This window comes from Mycobacterium sp. E2479 (assembly GCF_001667925.1).
GTDB lineage: Bacteria > Actinomycetota > Actinomycetes > Mycobacteriales > Mycobacteriaceae > Mycobacterium.
This window is the reverse complement of record NZ_LZJR01000165.1, coordinates 58,663-78,423: the sequence shown is the minus strand read 5'-3', so window position 1 is coordinate 78,423 and position 19,761 is coordinate 58,663. Positions and strand designations below refer to the sequence as shown.

21 protein-coding genes and 1 pseudogene are annotated in these 19,761 nt (G+C 67.3%); 10 read left to right on the top strand and 12 right to left on the bottom strand.

The features are described 5' to 3' along the window. Window positions 1-55 precede the first annotated feature (55 nt). The 4 genes from A5686_RS25930 to A5686_RS27715 all read right to left on the bottom strand — a co-directional run bounded on the left by A5686_RS25930 (window position 56) and on the right by A5686_RS27715 (window position 2,677). Entirely contained in the window at window positions 56-748 is a 693-nt protein-coding gene (locus tag A5686_RS25930; protein ID WP_067940428.1) for a TMEM165/GDT1 family protein, read from the bottom strand. A gap of 252 nt (window positions 749-1,000) precedes the next feature. Continuing rightward, complete coding sequence (locus A5686_RS25925; RefSeq protein WP_067940426.1) at window positions 1,001-1,534, bottom strand: peptidase; 534 nt, start codon at window positions 1,532-1,534, stop codon at window positions 1,001-1,003. A 200-nt stretch (window positions 1,535-1,734) separates the two neighbouring features. After that, window positions 1,735-2,358, bottom strand: a complete 624-nt coding sequence (locus tag A5686_RS25920) for a superoxide dismutase (protein ID WP_067940423.1) — start codon at window positions 2,356-2,358, stop codon at window positions 1,735-1,737. A 163-nt stretch (window positions 2,359-2,521) separates the two neighbouring features. Next, entirely contained in the window at window positions 2,522-2,677 is a 156-nt protein-coding gene (locus tag A5686_RS27715; protein WP_197520704.1) for a hypothetical protein, read from the bottom strand. 462 nt (window positions 2,678-3,139) lie between these two features. On the opposite strand from A5686_RS27715, the gene A5686_RS25915 reads away from it, so the two are divergent. Both A5686_RS25915 and A5686_RS25910 read left to right on the top strand, forming a co-directional pair. Beyond that, complete coding sequence (locus A5686_RS25915) at window positions 3,140-4,186, top strand: DUF4328 domain-containing protein (protein ID WP_156750243.1); 1,047 nt, start codon at window positions 3,140-3,142, stop codon at window positions 4,184-4,186. Window positions 4,187-4,190: 4 nt separating this feature from the next. Further along, window positions 4,191-5,015: a glycerophosphodiester phosphodiesterase gene (locus tag A5686_RS25910; protein WP_067940417.1), complete on the top strand. Its 825-nt coding sequence runs from the start codon at window positions 4,191-4,193 to the stop codon at window positions 5,013-5,015. 7 nt (window positions 5,016-5,022) lie between these two features. On the opposite strand, the gene A5686_RS25905 is transcribed toward A5686_RS25910, so the two are convergent. Together A5686_RS25905 and A5686_RS25900 are read right to left on the bottom strand one after the other, a co-directional pair. Further along, entirely contained in the window at window positions 5,023-6,234 is a 1,212-nt protein-coding gene (locus A5686_RS25905) for an LCP family protein (RefSeq protein ID WP_067940414.1), read from the bottom strand. A 53-nt stretch (window positions 6,235-6,287) separates the two neighbouring features. Continuing rightward, entirely contained in the window at window positions 6,288-7,079 is a 792-nt protein-coding gene (locus tag A5686_RS25900; protein ID WP_067940410.1) for a DUF2470 domain-containing protein, read from the bottom strand. Window positions 7,080-7,172: 93 nt separating this feature from the next. Between A5686_RS25900 and pheA the strand changes: the two genes are divergently transcribed. Both pheA and A5686_RS25890 read left to right on the top strand, forming a co-directional pair. Next, window positions 7,173-8,117 (top strand): prephenate dehydratase, encoded by a 945-nt coding sequence (pheA, locus tag A5686_RS25895; protein WP_067940407.1) that lies wholly within the window; start codon window positions 7,173-7,175, stop codon window positions 8,115-8,117. Next, complete coding sequence (locus A5686_RS25890; protein WP_067940405.1) at window positions 8,114-8,800, top strand: histidine phosphatase family protein; 687 nt, start codon at window positions 8,114-8,116, stop codon at window positions 8,798-8,800. Before pheA ends, A5686_RS25890 begins: the two co-directional genes overlap by 4 nt. A gap of 8 nt (window positions 8,801-8,808) precedes the next feature. Here the strand turns inward: A5686_RS25890 and A5686_RS25885 are convergent, their stop codons facing one another. The 3 genes and pseudogenes from A5686_RS25885 to A5686_RS25875 all read right to left on the bottom strand — a co-directional run bounded on the left by A5686_RS25885 (window position 8,809) and on the right by A5686_RS25875 (window position 10,812). Next, window positions 8,809-9,000, bottom strand: coding sequence for a hypothetical protein (locus tag A5686_RS25885; protein ID WP_067104906.1), 192 nt, complete (start codon window positions 8,998-9,000; stop codon window positions 8,809-8,811). Continuing rightward, a pseudogene (locus A5686_RS25880) lies at window positions 9,001-9,425 on the bottom strand (metallopeptidase family protein); the annotation flags it as partial. It lies immediately after the preceding gene. A gap of 4 nt (window positions 9,426-9,429) precedes the next feature. After that, a complete protein-coding gene (locus A5686_RS25875) occupies window positions 9,430-10,812 on the bottom strand; it encodes a septum formation family protein (RefSeq protein ID WP_067940400.1) in 1,383 nt (460 codons plus the stop codon). 111 nt (window positions 10,813-10,923) lie between these two features. On the opposite strand from A5686_RS25875, the gene serS reads away from it, so the two are divergent. Together serS and purT are read left to right on the top strand one after the other, a co-directional pair. Continuing rightward, the gene (gene serS, locus A5686_RS25870; RefSeq protein WP_067940512.1) at window positions 10,924-12,186 is read left to right on the top strand and encodes a serine--tRNA ligase; all 1,263 of its coding nucleotides are present in this window, start codon (window positions 10,924-10,926) and stop codon (window positions 12,184-12,186) included. After that, the gene (gene purT / locus A5686_RS25865) at window positions 12,183-13,382 is read left to right on the top strand and encodes a formate-dependent phosphoribosylglycinamide formyltransferase (protein ID WP_067940398.1); all 1,200 of its coding nucleotides are present in this window, start codon (window positions 12,183-12,185) and stop codon (window positions 13,380-13,382) included. The genes serS and purT overlap by 4 nt, the downstream gene beginning before the upstream one ends. Here the strand turns inward: purT and A5686_RS25860 are convergent. Continuing rightward, a complete protein-coding gene (locus tag A5686_RS25860; RefSeq protein WP_067940395.1) occupies window positions 13,363-13,845 on the bottom strand; it encodes a DUF2834 domain-containing protein in 483 nt (160 codons plus the stop codon). The genes purT and A5686_RS25860 overlap by 20 nt on opposite strands. 69 nt (window positions 13,846-13,914) lie before the next feature. On the opposite strand from A5686_RS25860, the gene A5686_RS28155 reads away from it, so the two are divergent. Both A5686_RS28155 and A5686_RS25850 read left to right on the top strand, forming a co-directional pair. Continuing rightward, entirely contained in the window at window positions 13,915-14,562 is a 648-nt protein-coding gene (locus tag A5686_RS28155; RefSeq protein WP_067940393.1) for a TetR/AcrR family transcriptional regulator, read from the top strand. A gap of 48 nt (window positions 14,563-14,610) precedes the next feature. Beyond that, window positions 14,611-16,170, top strand: coding sequence for an NAD(P)/FAD-dependent oxidoreductase (locus A5686_RS25850; RefSeq protein WP_067940390.1), 1,560 nt, complete (start codon window positions 14,611-14,613; stop codon window positions 16,168-16,170). Between the two features lie 8 nt (window positions 16,171-16,178). On the opposite strand, the gene A5686_RS25845 is transcribed toward A5686_RS25850, so the two are convergent. Together A5686_RS25845 and A5686_RS25840 are read right to left on the bottom strand one after the other, a co-directional pair. Then, complete coding sequence (locus tag A5686_RS25845; RefSeq protein WP_067940386.1) at window positions 16,179-16,520, bottom strand: hypothetical protein; 342 nt, start codon at window positions 16,518-16,520, stop codon at window positions 16,179-16,181. Beyond that, complete coding sequence (locus A5686_RS25840; protein ID WP_067940383.1) at window positions 16,517-18,067, bottom strand: MBL fold metallo-hydrolase; 1,551 nt, start codon at window positions 18,065-18,067, stop codon at window positions 16,517-16,519. The genes A5686_RS25845 and A5686_RS25840 overlap by 4 nt, the downstream gene beginning before the upstream one ends. A gap of 152 nt (window positions 18,068-18,219) precedes the next feature. Here A5686_RS25840 and A5686_RS25835 point away from each other — a divergent pair, with 152 nt between their 5' ends. Beyond that, entirely contained in the window at window positions 18,220-18,987 is a 768-nt protein-coding gene (locus A5686_RS25835) for a 1-acyl-sn-glycerol-3-phosphate acyltransferase (protein ID WP_067940380.1), read from the top strand. Between the two features lie 6 nt (window positions 18,988-18,993). Beyond that, window positions 18,994-19,749: a 1-acyl-sn-glycerol-3-phosphate acyltransferase gene (locus tag A5686_RS25830; protein WP_067940378.1), complete on the top strand. Its 756-nt coding sequence runs from the start codon at window positions 18,994-18,996 to the stop codon at window positions 19,747-19,749. Window positions 19,750-19,761 lie beyond the last annotated feature (12 nt).

Sequence of the window (19,761 nt, the reverse complement as noted above, 5' to 3'; positions counted from 1 at the left end):
CTGACGCGCCGCCCGGCCACCTCAGCCCGAGGCCGGTGGCCGAGGCGTCGTTAACTTAACCGGTTCGAGTCGTCCCCGCCGATCTCCGCGACGGTTCGCGGCGCCGCAGCGCCTGCGCGACCGCGAATACGGCCGCGCAGACCGCCACCGCGACGGTCGCGGCGACGGCCCCCCAACGCCAGCCCAAGGCACTGTCGAACAGCATCCACAACCCGAAAGCGAGGAACAGCAGGCTGGCCGCGACGTGCAGCAGTTTTTCCGGAAGGCGCCGATGCAGCAGCCGTCCCGCGGCGATCGCCAAGCCATCGGCGAGCACCATTCCCGCCGTCGAGCCGATCCACACCCCGATCCAGTCGTGATCGCTGGCCAATGTCACCGTCGCCAGGGTGGTCTTGTCACTCATCTCCGCGAGCGCGAACGACGACACCACCGTCAGGAAGGCGAATCGCGGTTCGCGCGGCTGCGACGCCGCCTCGTCGGTCGCGGCGCCCTCACGCCAGGCCCATACCGCGAACGCGAGGAACGCGAGGGCCGATACGAAGGCCAGCGGGCGCGCCGGCAGGGCAGCGCCCAAGAAATTGCCGAGCGCCACCGAAACCCCGTGCACTGAGAACGCTGCGACGGCCACCCCGGTCAGCACCACCCACCAGCGGTAGCGCAGGGCGTAGGTGATGGTGATGAGCTGGGACCTGTCGCCGAGTTCGGCGATGAAGACCACTCCCAGGGTCAACAGCGTGGCGGCGAGCATCTCGGACGACCTTTCGACACGTCGTCGACGACCGTGGAAGTCGTCGAACTCCGGTCGAAGGTCTCGCCCACCGGAAGAACCCGGTTCGCCGGCCGGGCTATGCGCCAGTATGTCGACCCGACGATTGGGGGCTACTCCCCTTCGCTAACGGTCCCAGGCTAGTGGGCCCGTTCGGCGTCCGCCACCGGCGCAGCGGAGTTCGGTCGGCCGTATTTCTGGCGTTCGACCACCGAACTGTCGTCGGGCATTTGGTTACGCGGCGAGCAGCATCGCCAATATCGCCGTATCGGGATGGTTGATCGGGTCGACACCGACCCGACTCACCATCGAGGTGATGGTGCCGTCGGCCTCCGCTTCCACCCACGCCGCCCGATGCTCGAGTCCCAGATATGGCAAGCCAGGCAGCAATACGCATCCCGAGGCCGCCCCGGTGCATTCGGGCAGTGACGGCGTGGTCTCTGAGGGCGGGTGCAACATCAGGAGGGCCGGAGGTTGATGGTCTGCGAAATAGCCTGGCTGGATCGCGGATTCACCGAAGACCGTGCCTTCGGCGAGCACCAGGCCGACCGTGCCTGGCTCGGGCTCGTCCGGCAATTCTTCGCGAGCGCCGAAGACCGTTGTGGTGGAGAGCAATCCGGGCAACGACGCGATCCTGACCGCGACCATGAGCAGCTGGGCCCATTCTTTGGTCGAATCGGGCCACCGCCCGGAGATCACGAACCCCTTCAGGGCACCACGAGAATGGAACGGGGAAACCCCGATAGGCCCGTCCGACCCAGTCTCCATTTCGACCTCCGCGCGACGCTTCCGCTTGGAATAACCACACTGGTAAGTCCGAATAATTAAGCATGCCTGCGGTTTAGGCGCGGTGCAACACGACACGGTCAGCGGCGTGGGCGCACGCCTTCGCGCGGTCGGATGAGGGTCGAACAAACGACTGGGGCGCCGCGCAAACCGCGCGACGCCCCCGCCGATCGAAATGAAAGTCAGCCGAAAATCAGACCCTGGGTTTTCGAGGTCGCGGCCGCGTACCGCTTCTGCACGTCCGCCCAGTTGACGACGTTCCAGAACGCCTTCACGTAATCCGCCTTGACGTTCTTGTACTGCAGGTAGAAGGCGTGCTCCCACATGTCGACCTGCAGCAGCGGGATGATGCCGAGCGGAACGTTGGCCTGCTGGTCGTACAGCTGGAAGGTCAGCAGCCGGCCGCCGAGGGTGTCGTAGCCCAGGACCGCCCAACCCGACCCCTGCAGTCCGTTTGCGGCGGCGCTGAACTGCGCGCGGAATCGGTCGAAGGATCCGAACGCGTCGTCGATTGCGGCGGCCAGGTCACCGGTCGGCTTGTCGCCGCCGTCCGGCGACAGGTTCTTCCACCAGATCGAGTGGTTGACGTGACCACCCAAGTGGAAGGCGAGGTTCTTTTCGTTCAGGAAGATCGCAGCGTGGTCCTCGTTGGCGCGTGCCTCTTCGAGCTTGGACAGAGCGTCGTTGACGCCTTTGACGTACGTGGCGTGGTGCTTGGTGTGGTGGATCTCGTTGATCTGCCCCGAGATGTGCGGTTCCAACGCTGCATAGTCCCAGTCCAAGTCGGGCAGGGTGTATTCAGCCACGGCATTCCTTTCTTCGGTTGTCGTCTTGACGCTCAGTCGCGCGGTGCCGCCTCACGGAGGCCAGCCGAGATCAACCCTGCTCCATGACCGCGCGCTCCGCAAGAACGACCCTTGTGAGCCGGAACGCGGATACCCGCTCAGCGACGATTCAAGACAAGACGAATCAAGACAAGACGATGATCGCGAGCACCGCGAGCAACAGCAGAGCGATCAATCCCGCGCGCAGTGCGGCGACGCTATAGCTGTGATTCCACGCCGGCGAGCCGCAATACGACTTCGACGGGCCCGCTGAACCCGGACCGAACGAATGCGTGGCCATCACTCGCCTTTCCACCACGGTCACCTCGCGTCAGTGAGGTGAGTCACAAACACCTTTCGCGAACGCGATCATAGCGCCTCCGGGCGAGCATGCGAAATAATGCGCTGAACTGTGGGTTGGCGATAACCGCAGGGCATTCGGGGGAAGTAGATCGAGGGCTGGGACGACCGTACCAATGCTTAGCAAGGCAAGCGGTTTCGCTCGACGCCCGGTTTGGGCCCGCCTTGGCGTGCTTATAACCCGCGGAGCGTTATCCACAGAGACACCACGGTCTGCCCCCGGAGGCTGTAGCGATGCTTTTCGCGCCCGCTGAACGGGTGTGGACAAAGCTGTGGAAACTGTGGATAGCCGTCCGCGGCGCGGTCGGTTGCCGAGCCCGCCGAACGGTAGTCGATCACCGTTCCCACGCGTCCGGTCGCCGGTGTCCCTCGGCCCGCGTCGGGCCGGCGTTAGTCTGGTCCGGTGATCCAGGTGTGCTCCCAATGCGGCACGCGCTGGAACGTGCGCGACCGGCAACGCGAATGGTGTCCCCGCTGCCGCGGGGCCCTGATGGCGCCCACGCCCGATGGACCCCCTGCAGACCCGCGATGGAGCGCACCCGGCGCACCGACGCAGACTCGCCCGTCGGCGACCCCGAGGTGGCCGCGCACGCCGCCGCGGTTGCCGCCCGGCTACCGCTGGATAGCGGTGCGGCCCGGCGCAGCGCCGCCGACCCGACGCGGCCGCCGTCCGCTTGGGCCCACGCCGCGCTACACCGTCATACCGCGCTGGGGGTTGGCCGACCGCGCCGAGCAGACGCCCGCAGCTGTCGCAGCACCTGCGCAGGCGGGGCCGCCGGCGCAGCTCGTCCGCACCACGACCTTCGTCAGTGTGCTGGTGCTCAGCATCGCCGCCCTGGTCTACGTGGTGCGGTATGTGCTGCTGGTGATCAACCGCAACACCCTGCTGAATTCATGGGTGGCCATCGGAGCCGACTGGCTCGGTGTGCTTGCCAGCGTGGGCGCGGGCGCGGCGGTGATCGCCTCCGGTGTGCTGCTGATCCGCTGGATGATCGCGCGCCGCGCCGCGGTGTTGGCCCATCACGGCCTGCCTGAGCAGCGCTCGACCCGGGCGCTGTGGGCGGGCTGCATTGTGCCGTTGGCCAACCTGCTGTGGGCCCCGGTGTACGTGATCGAGCTGGCCATACTTGAAGAGCACTACACCCGCCTGCGACGCACCATCCTTCAATGGTGGGGCGCATGGGTGTGCAGCTACGCGGTGTCCATCGCGGCGATCGCGACCAGCTTCGCCACCGACGCCCAGGGCATCGCCAACAACACCGTGCTGATGGTCTTCGCCTACCTGTTCGCGGCCGCCACGCTGGCCGCAGCCACGCGCGTCTTCGAGGGATTCCAGCGCAAACCGGTCGCACGGCCCGCGCGTCGCTGGATCGCGGTTGGCGATGACCAGCCCGCCGCACCGGCGTCGGCCGACCCAGTTGAGTTGAAGGGGCAGGAACCGGCAGCATAGGGGTATGACGTGGGCCGACGAGGTGCTCGCCGGGCACCCCTTTGTCGTCGCCCACCGGGGCGCCTCGGCCGCTCGGCCCGAACACACACTGGCCGCCTATGACCTCGCGCTCAAAGAAGGCGCCGACGGCGTCGAATGCGACGTGCGATTGACCCGCGACGGCCATCTGGTGTGTGTACACGACCGCCGGCTGGACAGGACCTCGACCGGGGCGGGCCTGGTCAGCACCATGACGCTTGCCGAGCTGCGTGAGCTCGAGTATGGGGCGTGGCACGACAGCTGGCGAGAAGACGGCACGCACGGTGACACCAGTTTGCTGACGCTGGACGCGCTGGTTTCACTGGTGCTGGATTGGCGTCGGCCGGTGAAGCTGTTCATCGAAACCAAACACCCGGTCCGGTACGGCTCGTTGGTGGAAACCAAGCTGCTCGCGGCGCTGCATCGCTTCGGCATCGCAGCGCCCGCCTCGGCGGACCGGTCCCGCGCGGTGGTGATGTCATTCTCGGCCGCCGCGGTCTGGCGGATCCGGCGAGCTGCGCCGCTGCTGCCCACGGTGTTACTCGGTAAGACCGCGCGCTACCTGACCAGCGGTGCGCCCACCGCCATCGGCGCCACCGCCGTCGGGCCTTCGCTGACGACACTCAAGGAATATCCGCAGCTCGCCGACCGCGCCATCGCCCAGGGCAGGGCGGTCTACTGCTGGAATGTCGACGACTACGAAGACATCGACTTCTGCCGCGACGTAGGGGTGGCCTGGCTCGCCACGCACCACCCGGGTCGCACCAAGGCGTGGTTGCAGGGCAACCGTGCGGGCGAGGGCAGCCGTTAGCCGACCGCTATTGCTGCTCGCCCGACGCGGGCGGCACCGGCGCGTCGGACGCCAACGACTGAAACAACTTGGCGGCCTCCTCGTGATTCCACACCACTGCCGAGCCGGCGTCGCCGCTGGTGAATTCGCCGATCGGGACGGTCATGGTGGTGGTCGTCCCGTGCAGTGCCCAGCCGAGCCGGGCCAGGTCCCAGACGTGGTCATCCCGGTCGACGGTCAGCGCGTCGGCGGCCGCGCGCGGCACCGAGTACCAGCGCCATGGATTGAGCCATACCGCGGGACTGGCGGCCCGACGCAGCAGCGCCGTCACGAACTGCCGTTGATTGACCATCCGGTCCAGGTCGGCTCGCGGCGTGTCGCGTGACCTGACATACCCGAGCGCGCTGCGGCCGGTCAGGGTCTGGCAGCCGGCCGGCAGATCGATGCCGGCCAACGGGTCTTTGAACGGCGCCTTCGGGCAGACGGTCACACCGCCCAGGGCGTCCACCAGCGCGGCGAATCCGCCGAATCCGATCTCGGCGTAATGAGCGAGGCGCAGGCCGGCGGCCCGCTCCACCGTCTGCACCAGCAGTTGCGCACCACCCATCGCGAACGCGGCGTTGATCTTGTCCTTGCCGTGACCCGGGATGGGCACGTAGGAGTCGCGCGGTATCGACACCATCGTCGGCGTCGCGTCGGATCCGACACCAGGCACGTGTACCAGCAGGATCGTGTCGGTACGGCCGTTACCGATATCGCCACCGGTGGTCAAGTCCTGTTGCTGCGCGGCGGTAAGTCCCTGGCGGCTGTCCGATCCGACGATGAGCCAGTTGGTACCCCGGCCGGCTGTGGGGCGGCCGGGGTAATCGGTGAGCACCTCCTCGCGGTGCAGCTTGTAGTCGAACCAAACCGCACCGCCGATGATGCCCGCGCCGACCAGCAGAACGGTCACCAGCAGGACCGATACCACCGTGCGGACCCAGCGGAGTCTGCCTCGCTTGCGGGTGCTCGGCGCTTGCGGTCGCGGCGGCGGTACCTGGGACGGCGACGAAGCGACGGCGGGCGGGGGAGGTGTCGTTTGTCGCCGCAGCGGCTGGGTCTCCGCGGTCGGTGACGGGGAAGGCGCGCTCTGGCGGCGGATTACCTGCGGCGGTTCGTTGCCCGGTTGCCCGGCGCGCGGGCGCAGGGGCGGGCTCGAGCCCTCAGGACGCCGGCGCTGCGGTGATCGTTCGCCGTTCACCTGGTTAACGTACGTGCCCCGGGCTCGCCGGTGCTGGCACGCCGCGACTTCGGCTAGCCGCGCGCGCGAAGGCCGTTGATGAACGGGCAGCCCATCAGCACCCGGATGGCCTGGCTCAGACCGGTCATGTCCTCGACCGGCTTGTGGAACGGCAGCCGGACGTCGTGGTCGCGGTCGTCGCCCTCGACCCGGAAGCGGACGCCGTAACGGTCCAGGCCCAGGGGTCGCACGTGGCCGCGCCGCAGCGGCGCCGGGAGCCTGGACACCAGTCGGGCCAGGACGTCGCGGTGGGCCGTGTCCAGGTGCCACAGCAGGTTCGACTCGAGGGCACAGAACGGGTCCGGCCGGGCATCCAGCAGGGCGGCCACGCTGACCGGTTCCGCGCCGGTGGCATCGGTGACGACCACCGAGGCGATCTCGAGGCGCAACAATGTGTACCGCAGCTCTTCGCTGTCGGCGGGGGCGCATCGCGGCGTGTCGACGCCCAGCAAGGCCGGATTCGGGCACTCCGCGGCGATCAGGTCGAGCGTGTCGAGGATCTCGGTCGGGTGTACCTCCTGCAGGTGGCCTCGCACCCAGACCAGCGAGCGGACCGGTTCGCGCAACGGGAGCGGCGCGTAGTCGGTCAGCTCCAGCAGCGCTTGGGAGCCCGAGGCGGGGCGTGTGAGCCCGCGTTCCTGTTCTGCGGGTACTACCAGCGCGACGGATCCGTCGTCCATCAGGTGATGCACCGGGGTGGCGACCGGGTCGTCATGGTCGATGGCCAGCAGCGCGCTGCCGGCGCGGACACAGGCGCTGCGGATCCGTTCGGCGGTGGTCGGGGCGGGGCAGCTCAGCGGTAACACAATTCTCGTCCTCCGATTAGGTAAGCCTAAGTTAACTTACCTGGGAGTGGCGTCGCAAGGGTTTTCTGTCCTGTACGCCGCTAGGGTTGGGACGTGGCCCGCATCGCATACCTCGGTCCCGAGGGGACGTTCACCGAGGCGGCGCTGCGGCAGATCACCGCCGCCGGCCTGGTCCCCGAACAGGACTCGGCCGCAGTTCAACCCGCGCCCGTCGAAAGCAACTCCGCGGCACTGGATGCCGTGCGCGACGGCGCGGCTGACTATGCCTGCGTTCCGATCGAGAACTCGATCGACGGTTCCGTGACGCCAACGTTGGACAGCCTGGCCATCGGCTCACCCCTGCAGGTTTTCGCCGAAACCACGCTGACCGTCGCGTTCAGCATCGTTGTCAAGCCCGGCCGTAGCGCCGCGGACGTGCGGACGCTGGCGGCCTTCAGTGTGGCGGCGGCCCAGGTGCGACAGTGGTTGGCCGCCAATCTGGCCGATGCCAAGCTGCGGCCCGCGTACTCCAACGCTGACGCCGCCCAACAAGTGGCCGAGGGACACGTCGACGCCGCGGTGACCTCGCCGCTGGCCGCCGACCGTTGGGGGCTGGCCACCCTGGCCGAGGGAGTCGTCGACGAACCCAACGCCCGCACCCGCTTCCTTCTGGTCGGGCGTCCGGCCCCACCACCGGCGCGCACCGGAGCCGACCGCACCTCGGTGGTGCTCCAAATCGACAACGCACCCGGTGCGTTGCTGGGCGCGCTCGCTGAATTCGGCGTCCGTGGCATCGACCTGACCCGCATCGAATCCCGGCCCACCAGAACCGGACTCGGCACCTACCGATTTTTTGTTGATTGTGTGGGCCATATCGACGACGATGCGGTCGCCGAGGCACTCAAAGCACTGCACCGACGTTGTGCCGATGTGCGATACCTGGGGTCCTGGCCCACCGGCTCACCAGCCGGAGGGCTGCCGCCGTCGGCCGACGAGGCCACGCGCTGGCTGACGCAGCTTCGAGACGGAAGACCGGACGGGCGGGGGGCGCGGCGGTGAGCGGCCGGTTGATCCTGTTGCGACACGGCCAGTCCTTCGGAAACGTCGACCGCCGCCTCGACACCCGCCCGCCCGGTGCGGAGCTGACCCCGCTGGGCCGCGACCAGGCCCGCGCGTTTGCCCGCCGTTCGCCGCGGCCGGCGATGCTCGCACACTCCGCGGCCACCCGGGCGTTGCAGACGGCCGCCGTGATCGGCGGCCAGCTCGACATGCCCGCCACCGAAATGGCCGGCGTCCACGAGGTCCAAGTCGGGCGGCTGGAAAACCGCAACGACGACGACGCGGTCGCCGAGTTCAACGCGGTCTACGAGCGTTGGCACCACGGCGAGCTCGGCCTCGCGCTGCCCGGTGGCGAAACCGGCAACGACGTGCTGGACCGTTACGTGCCGGTGCTCACCGATCTGCGCCTGCGCTATCTCGACAACCGCGACTTCCACGGCGACATCATCCTCGTCAGCCACGGCGCCGCGATCCGGCTGGCCGCCGCGGTGTTAGCCGGCGTAGCTGCCGACTTCGCGCTGGACAACCACCTGGACAACGCCGAATCGGTGGCATTGACCCCGATCACCGACGGGCGGTGGAGTTGCGTGCGCTGGGGAAGCTTGACGCCACCGTTCTACCCGAAGGAAGAAGCGACCCCCGTCACGGACGCGGTGCGCTCAAGCACCGACCCGATGGGCTGACTTCTCGGTCAGACGGCCAGCGCAACTACTTCGGTGCATGCGCAGCCGACGGCGTCGCAGTCGATGACGAAGGCGTGCGGCAACAGCTCGGGACTGAAGCAGTCCGGCTCCGTGCATTCCGACCGGTGCAGCGCGTGGCGAATGATGGTGCCGTGACAGTGATCTAAGCCTGCCCGGCAGTCGCGGCAGTCAATGCTCATAGGTGAGTTCATAGCATCCGGCGGGGACGAATCCGGGATGCCGCGCCCGGAAATCCGGCGGGCGTTCGAGGTACTCAGGCCCAGCCCAGCTCGTGCAACCGGTCGTCGTCGATGCCGAAGTGGTGCGCGATCTCGTGGATCACCGTGATTGCCACCTCCTGAACGACCTCGTCTTCGGATTCACACACGTCCAGCAGCGCCTCGCGGTAGATGGTGATGGCGTCCGGCAACGAGCCGAAGTAGTCGGAGTCTCGTTCGGTCAGCGCCACCCCCTCGTACAGCCCGAGCAGTTCGGTGTCTTCGGGATGGCGGTCTTCGACGAGTACGACGACGTTGTCCATGGCGGCCGCCAGCTCGGGCGGGATCAGGTCGAGGGCGTCGGAGACCAATTCGTCGAAGCGCTGCGGATTCATCCGCACGGACACTCGGCTAGCCCCCCGGCGGTGGCTCGGCGGGTGGCGCCTCCGGTGCGGGATTCGGCGGTGGCGCGGGCGGCGGGGCCGGCGCGGGCGCCTCGGGTGCCGGATTGGCCGGCGGGCCACCGTTATCCGCGGGCGGCGGCGCCTGCTGGGCCGGGGCCTGCTGGGGTTGCTGAACGGGCTGTTGTCCGGGCAGGTGCTGATTATTCGGCGGGATCTCCGGGGCCGGGCCGGGACCGAGGCCCGACTGCGTGGACGGCGGCTGCGCCGGGCCCTGAAGGGGAATCGGCGGCATGGTGAGGCGCTCTTCGGGGATGTCGGGTGGCGGCAGCGGTGGTTGGCCGTTGATCAGCAGCTGACCCTTGGCGCTGTTCAGCAGGGTGGCCCAGCCGCCGTTGCCCAGCGTGGCGCCGATGCTGCAGGCCACTTCGCGGCTGCCCGCCGTCCAGCTGGCCAGCGGCACCGTCGGGTAGATCAGTGTCAGGGTGGTGGTGCGCAGCTTGACCGGCGCCAGATACGCGTCCGTCATCTTGGTGCACGAATCTTTGATGAAAGCGTCCTGGTCGGGCTCGGTGGGCAGGCCACCGGGGAACTTCTCGCCCAGGTTGACCGTGCCGGTGACTTCCATCGCGTGCGGCGCCGCGCAGTCAACCGGCGCGTCGGTCGGCTGGTTGGTCGCCGAATCGATGCCCAGGCACGTGCCGGCCCGCCACACCTTGGACTGGTCGACGTCGGCGACCTTGCCCTTGAAGACTTGCTGCTGATTGCTCATCCCGGGCAGTTGCAGGCCACACAACATGCGGCGATCGCCGGACTGGCGCCAGGCTCGGTCGCCCGGCCAGAGCAGGCTGACGGTGAACTTGCTGTTCGGATCGAACTTGGGGCCGAGGTAATTGCGGACGGCCGCCTCACACTGCTCCTGGGTGATCTGCTGAATGCGTGCCGGCGTCGGCGGGGCGGCGCTGGGCCCGTACTCGGCGCCAGGGAACGTCCTCAGGTCGATGGATTCGGCGACCTCGAATTTGTGGTCGTCGCCGCAGTTGACGATCTTCGCCGATTCCGGTGTGATGTCCGGCCACATCAGGCATTCCCCGGCGGCCGCACGGTTGAAGGCGGCGTCGCTCTTGGTGCCGGTGCTGCGCACGGGGCTGCTGTCGAGAAACCGTCCCGAGCCGGGGCCCCCCATCGGAATCGCGGTGACCAGCCCTGCGATCAACAGGCCGCCGAGCGCGGTCAGCAGTAGCGCGCGTCGAGTCGCCCGGGCCTGCAGGCTGCGCGGCCACCGGGAGGTGGACGGCTGCTGATCGGACGACTCATCGATCGGGGCGGCGGACAACTCGGCCCCCCGGCCTTCGGAAAGTTCTTTTTCGGGCGCTTGCGACATCCGGTCCATTCTGACAGCAGCATCTGAGACCCGTGACAAAAGTTACTGATGTGAGTCCTGCGACCGTTACGTGCGATGCTCTGGCAGGCGGCCGACGGCGGTGAAAGTAGTCTCAGGGCCGTGATCGACCTGAAGCTGCTCCGGGAAGACCCCGACGCCGTGCGCCGCTCCCAACTCAGCCGCGGGGAGGATCCGTCGCTGGTAGACGCCCTGTTGTCGGCCGACGCCGCCCGCCGGGCCGCGATCTCATCCGCCGACGACCTGCGGGCCGAGCAGAAGTCGGCGAGCAAGAGCGTGGGCGCCGCGTCTCCCGAGGAGCGCCCCGCCAAGCTCGCGCGCGCGAAGGAGCTGGCCGAGCAGGTAAAGGCAGCCGAAACCGCCCAGGCCGACGCGGAGTCGGCGTTCACCGCGGCGCACATGGCGATCTCCAACGTCATCATCGACGGGGTGCCCGCCGGCGGGGAGGACGACTACGCCGTCCTCGACGTGGTCGGCGAGCCCACCGCGATCGACGACCCGAAGGACCACCTGGAGCTCGGTGAATCGCTCGGGCTCATCGACATGCAGCGCGGAGCCAAGGTGTCTGGGTCGCGGTTCTACTTCCTGACCGGCAAAGGCGCGCTGCTTCAGCTGGGCCTGCTGCAGCTCGCGTTGCGGCTGGCCGTCGAGAACGGTTTCATTCCGATGATTCCCCCGGTACTGGTGCGCCCGGAGGTGATGGCCGGCACCGGGTTTCTCGGCGCGCATGCCGACGAGGTCTACCGGGTCGAGGCCGACGACCTCTACCTGGTGGGCACCTCGGAGGTGCCGCTGGCCGGCTACCACTCCGGCGAAATCCTTGATCTGTCCGGCGGCCCGCTGCGGTATGCGGGATGGTCGTCGTGCTTTCGCCGTGAGGCCGGCAGTTACGGCAAGGACACCCGCGGCATCATCCGGGTGCATCAGTTCGACAAGGTCGAGGGCTTCGTCTACTGCACACCCGCCGACGCCGAGGCCGAACACCAGCGCCTGCTGAGCTGGCAGCGTGAAATGCTGGCCCGAATCGAGGTGCCGTATCGGGTGATCGACGTCGCCGCGGGCGATCTCGGCTCGTCGGCCGCCCGCAAATTCGATTGTGAGGCTTGGGTTCCCAGCCAGGGCGCCTACCGCGAGCTGACGTCGACGTCCAACTGCACCACCTTCCAGGCCCGCCGGCTGGCCACCCGGTATCGGGACGCCGCGGGCAAACCGCAGACCGCGGCCACGCTCAATGGCACGCTGGGCACCACGCGCTGGCTGGTGGCGATCCTGGAGAACCACCAGCGGCCCGACGGCAGCGTGCGGGTGCCCGAGGCGCTGGTGCCGTTCGTCGGCGCCGAGGTGCTGGAGCCCGTCGCTCGATGACCACCATCGGAACGCCACTGTCGCGGGACGCGACCAGGGTCATGCTGCTCGGCTCCGGCGAACTCGGCCGCGAGGTGGTGATCGCGCTGCAGCGCCTCGGTGTGGAGACGATCGCGGTCGATTCCTACGACAACGCGCCCGGCCAGCAGGTCGCCCACCATGCGCGGACCATCACGATGTCGGATCCCGACCAGCTCAAGGCCCTGATCGAGGCGGAGAGGCCTGACGTGGTCGTTCCGGAGATCGAGGCCATCGCCACCGGGGTACTCGAGGAACTGGAAGCGACCGGCGTCGTACGGGTGATCCCCACCGCGCTCGCGGCGCGCCTGACCATGGACCGTGCGGGAATCCGGCGCTTGGCGGCCGAGACCCTCGGCCTGCCGACCAGCCCGTACCGGTTCTGCGATTCGCCGGCCGAACTGCGGGCGGCCGCCGAGAACATCGGTTACCCGTGCGTCGTCAAACCGGTGATGAGCAGCTCCGGCAAGGGCCAGAGCAAGCTCGACGGACCCGATGACGTCGCGGCGGCCTGGGACCATGCGATGGCCGGCGGCCGAGTCAGCCACGGCCGCGTCATCGTCGAGGGATTCGTCGACTTCGATTACGAGATAACACTATTGACGGTCCGGGCGCTCGGCGACGACGGTCAGGTGGGCACTCAATTCTGCGCGCCGATCGGCCACAAGCAGGTCAGCGGCGACTACGTGGAGAGCTGGCAACCGCATCCGATGCCGGCCGCCGCGCTGAAGAACGCGCAGTCGATCGCCCGCGCAATCACCGAAAGGCTCGGCGGGCAAGGGATTTTCGGGGTCGAGTTGTTCGTCAAGGGCGACCGCGTGTGGTTCAACGAGGTCAGCCCGCGGCCCCACGATACCGGTATGGTCACGATGATCACCCAGTGGCAGAACGAATTCGAGTTACATGCCCGCGCAATTCTGGGCCTTGCGGTCGACACGACGTGCAAGACGCCGGGCGCCAGCGCGGTGATCTACGGCGGTGTCGATGCCAAGGGCGTGGTCTTCGACGGCGTGGACGAGGCGCTTCGGGTGCCGCGCACCGACCTGCGCCTGTTCGGAAAGCCGGAAAGCTTCGTCAAACGGCGCATGGGTGTCGCACTGGCTCACGCCGATGACGTGGACAGCGCGCGGCGCAACGCGGTCGAAGCGGCGGGCCGGGTCAGGCCGCGACCGGCGTGACCGCGGCGCGCTCGTGCCGGCGCTGGCGTTCCATGGTCGCGAAGTAGAAGGCGAACGGAAACGCGAAGCTGGTGAAGAAACTGGACAGGAAGAAGAGCCACGGGCGCCGGATGCCGCGCCGGAGACCGTCGACGATGGTGAAAACCGGCATCAGAATGACATTCGCGATCATGTAGTCCTGATTGCCCGAGCCACAGGCCGGGCTGGCGAACTGCCCCTTGATGAATTCTGGATAGCTGGCCGGCCCGGAGATCAGGTTGCCCTGCCCGTGCGCCGCCATCACGAAGTGGATGTTGAACCAATATCCCAACGCGATCGAGGCTATCCCGGCGACGTAATACACGCATTCCAATGGCGAAAGCCACTGCCCGCCTTGAGGTCTGGCGTAGATCTTCGGGTTCGACGCGATGATCCCGGCGATGCAGGCGAGCCCTAGCAAAAAGTGAATGATGATCGAGGCCATGGGCGAAGTGTCGCTCCCAGTTGAAAGTTTTGTCAATAATGTCAAAAGATTTCTTGGTACCTTGTTCCCATGGTCAGGCCGGCTCAGACTGCGCGCAGCGAGCGCACTCGCGAGGCGTTGCGGCAGGCCGCCCTGGTGCGATTCCTGGCCCAGGGCGTGGAAGACACGTCGGCCGAGCAGATCGCCGCCGATGCCGGGGTGTCACTGCGGACGTTCTACCGCCACTTCGGCTCCAAGCACGATCTGTTGTTCGCCGATTACACCGGCCTGCATTGGTTTCGCTCCGCTTTGGATGACCGGCCGGCCGAGGAACCCATCATCGATTCGGTGCAGGCGGCCATCTTCTCGTTCCCGTACGACGTCGACGCCGTCACCAAAATCGCGGCATTGCGGCAAGACGAGCTCGACCCCGGCCGCATAGTCCGGCACATCCGTGACGTCCAGGCCGACTTCGCCGACGCCATCGGAGCGCAGTTGCAACGGCGCAGTCGCAGGGCCAATGGCAGCGCGGATCCGACGGTGGATCAACGCGTGCGTGCCGCGGTGACCGCCAGATGCATTGCGGCCGCGGTGTTCGGCGCCATGGAGGTCTGGATGGTCAGCGACGAGCGGTCGCTGGGCGAACTCGCGAGGCTGTGCCATGCGGCGCTGGAATCGCTGCGCGCCGGGATCGCCGACTCGTGGGTCACGGCCGCCGCTGGACAAGTTTCGTCATAATTGACAAAACTTTGCCGTCGTGCGAGCCTCCATTCCGGAGGGCAGTACATGACTGACTACGACGCGATAGTTATCGGTGCCGGCCATAACGGACTGACCGCGGCCGTGCTGCTGCAAAAGGCCGGACTGCGGACGGTGTGTCTGGATTCCAAGCTGTACGCGGGCGGCATGGCATCGACCGTGGAACTTTTCGACGGGTACCGGTTCGAGATCGCCGGCTCGGTGCAATTTCCGACGTCTCAGGTGGTGGTCGACGAGCTGGGCCTGGACACCATACCCACGATCGACCTGGAAGTGATGTCGGTGGCGGTGCGTGGTGTCGGCGACGATCCGCTGGTGCAGTACAGCGATCCACTCAAGCTGTTCACCCATCTCAACGAGGTACACGGGGCGGACGCGGTCAACGGTATGGCGGGGCTGATGGCCTGGAGCCAAGGGCCCACCCGGGCGCTGGGCAGATTCGAAGCCGGAACGCCACCTAAGAGCATCGACGAGATGTATGCCTGTGCCACAAACGAATTCGAGCGCTCCGCCATCGACGACATGCTGTTCGGATCGGTGACCGACGTGTTGGACCGATATCTGCCGGATCACGAGAAGCATGGGGCACTGCGTGGCTCGATGACCGTGCTGGCCGTGAACACGCTCTACCGGGGTCCCTCCACGCCGGGTAGCGCGGCCGCCCTCGCCTTCGGCCTCGGTGTTCCCGACGGCAACACCATGCAGATGAAGAAGCTTCGGGGCGGTATCGGCGCGCTCACCTCACACCTGTGCGACGTGCTGGCCGGCCACGGTGGCGAACTTCGGTTGCGTACCAAGGTGACCGAGATTCTGGTCGCCGACGGACGGGTGACCGGGGTGCGCACCGAGGCGGGAGACGTGTTGAACGCCCCGATCGTGATCTCCGGCATCGCACCGGATGTCACGCTGAACGAGATGGTCGATCCCGCCGCGCTGCCCGCCGACATCCGGGAACGCTATGCGCGCATTGACCACCGCGGCAGTTACCTGCAGATGCACTTCGCCCTCGAGGAGGCTCCTACCTTCGCCGCGCCCTACGAGGCTCTCAACGAGCCGGCCATGCAGGCCTCGATCGGCCTGTTCCGCACACCCGAGGAAGTCCAGCAGCAATGGGAGGACGCGCGGCGCGGGATCGTCCCGGCCGACCCGACCGTCGTATTGCAGATCCCATCGCAGAACGACCCCGGCCTCGCGCCGGAGGGTAAGCATGCCGCGTCGGCGTTCGCGCTGTTCTTCCCGATCGAGGGCGACGTGGACTACGGGCAGGCCAAAGTCGAAATGGGCCAGCGGGTCATCGAAAAGATCACCCGCCTCGCCCCGAATTTCGAACGAAGCATCATCCGGCACACCACCTTCACGCCCAGGCACATGGGCGTGATGTTCGGCGCCCCCGGTGGCGACTACTGCCACGGCCTGTTGAATGCCAACCAAATCGGTCCCAACCGGCCCGGCCCGCGGGGGTTCCTCGGCCAGCCGATCCCGATCGAAGGGCTCTATCTGGGCAGCGCGGGCTGCCACGGCGGCCCGGGCATCACCTTCATCCCGGGCTACAACGCGGCGCAACAAGCGCTCGCCGACCGGAGCTGACAGACGTCCTACCGGCGCCGTCCCAGCAGATCATCCAACAGGGCGGTGAACTCGTCGGGACGCGCCGGAGTGAACGCGGGCGAGGGCCGTGTGCCCGGCACGTCCAGCGTGATCAGCTTCGATTTCAACGGCCTGCCGATGTCCAGCGGCAGCCAGCGACGAAAATCCGAGCTGCCCCATATCCGGAACCGCTGGGTGAAGAGCCCCAGGTTTTCGGCTTTGTATCCGCGAATCTCCTCGAGCGCGATCACCTTCGATGTGCCCGAAGGAAAATGATAGCGGCGCAACGTGATCGCCGCGCGGTCCAGCTGGACCAGGCCATCGTCGTAGGTGCCGCAAGAGTCGTTCACGCCCGCGAACTCCGCAGTTGGTGGCCTTTTGCGGTCAGGCAGCGCCCGTCGTCCAGCCGCCACTGCCACCCATGCAGGTTGCAGGTCAACGTGTTTCCGTCGACCACGCCGAACTTCGACAGGTCGGCCTTGAGGTGTGGGCAGCGGCGCTGAATCTCCCAGCCGTCCAGCGTTACCGAGGCCGAGTCGTCGTGAGTCTCGGCGAACCAGCCGTCGGCGTACGCGATCCGTTCGTCGGTCAGGCACTTGAAGAACGTGTAGAGGTACTCGTTGTAGCCGCCGACTCGCCAGGCCCGGAAACGGGTCGACAAAAAGATGGTGTTGACCCAGTCCGGCTCGCCGTCGCGCAGCACAGTGCGGACCAGCTCCGGTGCTATCGCGAACCCATAACGCACCTTCTCGTCCGGAATCCGCTCCCGCACAGCTCTTTTCGGGAAGTCCAAGATTACGGTCTCCGGTCCGAGTACCAACTCGACGGGGTAGCCGATGCCGTCGCAGATCTCGTCGCTTTGCGACATGATCGGCTCGAAGAGGGCGCGCAGCGGTTCCAGCAGCGGCTCCCCGCTCGCGGGCGCCCAGCTCGCCCGCTCGGCGGCGATGACCGGCGCCATCCGCTCGGCGTACTCGGCGATGTAGTCGGCCTTGCCGGTGGTGAAGATGGCCTCGACCTGGTCGGTGGGCAGCGGATGGGTCAGCGAGTGCAGGGTGGAGCCGGTGAAATCGGCGGTCGATCCCGGGATCATCAGCAGCCCGCCGTCGTGGCCGTGCCTGCGCATCTGCTCCAAAAACACCATCTGATCGGGGAAGATGTTGGCCGGATCGCCGTGGTCGTCGTTGAGGCCGCGCAGCTCTGGATCCAGAAAGCACGGCGGTCCCGCGGACGGGACCACCCACGTCGCCCCGACCTGGGCCAGGTACTGGCGGGCGCGGTCCATCTGCCGTTGCCGCTTCTGGACGCCGAACGACTCCTTGGCACGGGCCGGCATGTCGTAGACCATCGGGTACCAGATGGCCCCGGAGTACTGCAGCAGGTGCACATCGATGTGCCCGAACTGGGACTTCAGCACATCCAGGTCCACCGGCCGCGCGTCATTCATGTTGAAAACCGTTGTCGCGCCGTCGGAAACCAGCAGCGCCGAGTCACCGATCGGGCCGTCGGCGGGTGCCCGCAGGGCGATGATCATGACGTCGAGCTCGCCCTTAGGACCGCTGAGCCGGTGCTTGACCGAGTCGCTGGTCTCGAAGAACCGGTGAAAACCGAGCTTCTCCAACTCATTTCGCAGATCAGGCACCGGGAAGTCCGGCAGCAACACCACCGCGTCCTTGTTGACGTGTTCGGCCAGATTCTTCGCGTCGAAGTGGTCCCTGTGCAGGTGTGACACATATAGGTAGTCGCAGTCACCCAGGTCGTCCCAGTCCAGGGTGCTGTTGTCCGGAAACGGGAACCAGGACGCGAAGTACGCGGGATTGACCCAGGGGTCGCAAAGGATGCTGCCCGCTTGGGTCTGGATCAGAAATCCGGCGTGGCCGACGCTGGTGACGTGCACTGATACCTTCCTGGGGCCGGTAGAAGGCCGGTGACGGCCTCGGCCGGGGATGACGGCTTTTTCAGCCCCCGAGCTTAGCGCGAGCCGGCACCCTCGGCCGGTCGCCGCCGTCCGGTGACGGGGCACGGCAGGGAGCATTAGGCTCAAGTGCTGTGGAACCGGTTTACGGGACTGTCATTCAGCTTGCCCGCCTGGTGTGGCGCCTCCAGGGTCTGAAAATCACGATCGCGGGTGCCGAGAACCTGCCGAAAAGCGGGGGCGCGGTGATCGCGATCAACCACACCGGCTACCTGGACTTCACCTTCGCGGGATTGCCGGCCTACAAGCAGGGCCTGGGCCGCAAGGTGCGGTTCATGGCCAAGCAGGAGGTGTTCGACCACAAGATCACCGGGCCCATCATGCGCAGCCTGCGGCACATCTCGGTGAATCGGCAAGATGGCGCGGCCTCCTTCGAGGCCGCGGTCCGGAACCTCAAGGACGGCGAGCTGGTGGGCGTCTACCCCGAAGCCACGATCAGCCGCAGTTTCGAGATCAAGGAATTCAAGTCGGGGGCCGCCCGGATGGCCGTCGAGGCCGGGGTGCCCATCGTTCCGCACATCGTCTGGGGTGCCCAGCGGATCTGGACCAAGGATCACCCGAAGAAGCTGTGGCGCCCGAAGGTTCCGATCGTGGTGTTGGTCGGCGAGCCGATCGAGCCGACGTTGGGCATCGAGGAACTCAAAGGGTTGCTGCATTCCCGCATGCAGCATCTGCTGGAGCGCGCGCAGGAACTGTACGGGCCGCACCCGGCCGGCGAGTTCTGGGTGCCACACCGGTTGGGCGGAGGCGCGCCGTCCCTGGCGGAAGCGGCCCAGCTGGAGGCCGAGGAAGCGGCCGCCCGGGCGGCTCGGCGGGCCCGGTCCGCAGGGGCCGCGGAGTAGCAATCGATGGTGGAGCCGACCTTCCGCGCTTTGGAGCTCCTGGCTCAATTCGTGGTGAAGGCCACCGGCACCAAGATCACCTACAGCGGCGTGGAGCAGATCCCGGAGCGGGGCGGCGCCGTGGTGGCGATCAACCACACCAGCTACGTCGACTTCCTGCCCGCCGCGCTCGCCGTGCACCGCAGGGGGCGCCGCCTGAGGTTCATGATCAAAGCCGAGATGCAGCAGGTCAAACCGGTCAATTTCCTGATCAGGCACACCCGCACCATCCCGGTGGACCGTGGCGCCGGAGCGGGTGCGTACGCGGTGGCGGTGCAGCGATTACGCGAAGGTGAGCTGGTGGGGGTCTATCCGGAGGCCACGATCAGCCGCAGCTTCGAACTCAAGGAGTTCAAGTCCGGCGCCGCGCGGATGGCGGTCGAAGCGGACGTCCCGATCGTGCCCGTGGTCGTCTGGGGCGCGCAGCGAATCTGGACCAAGGATCACCCACGGAATGTGGGCCGCGCGAAGATACCCATTACTGTGCAGGTGGGCGCGCCGTTACGCGCGCACGAAAACATCGCGCAGACCGACGCTGCCCTGCGCGACGCGATGACCACCTTGTTGCACCGGGCGCAAGAGCACTATCCGGGCGAACCCGGAGCGTATTGGATGCCGCGCCGACTGGGCGGCGCAGCGCCGACCCCGGCCGAGGCCGCTCGGATAGAGGCCACCGAGGCGGCGGCTCGGTCGGCCAAACGGGCCGGGCATCCGCCGCAGTAGGCGAAGGAGAAG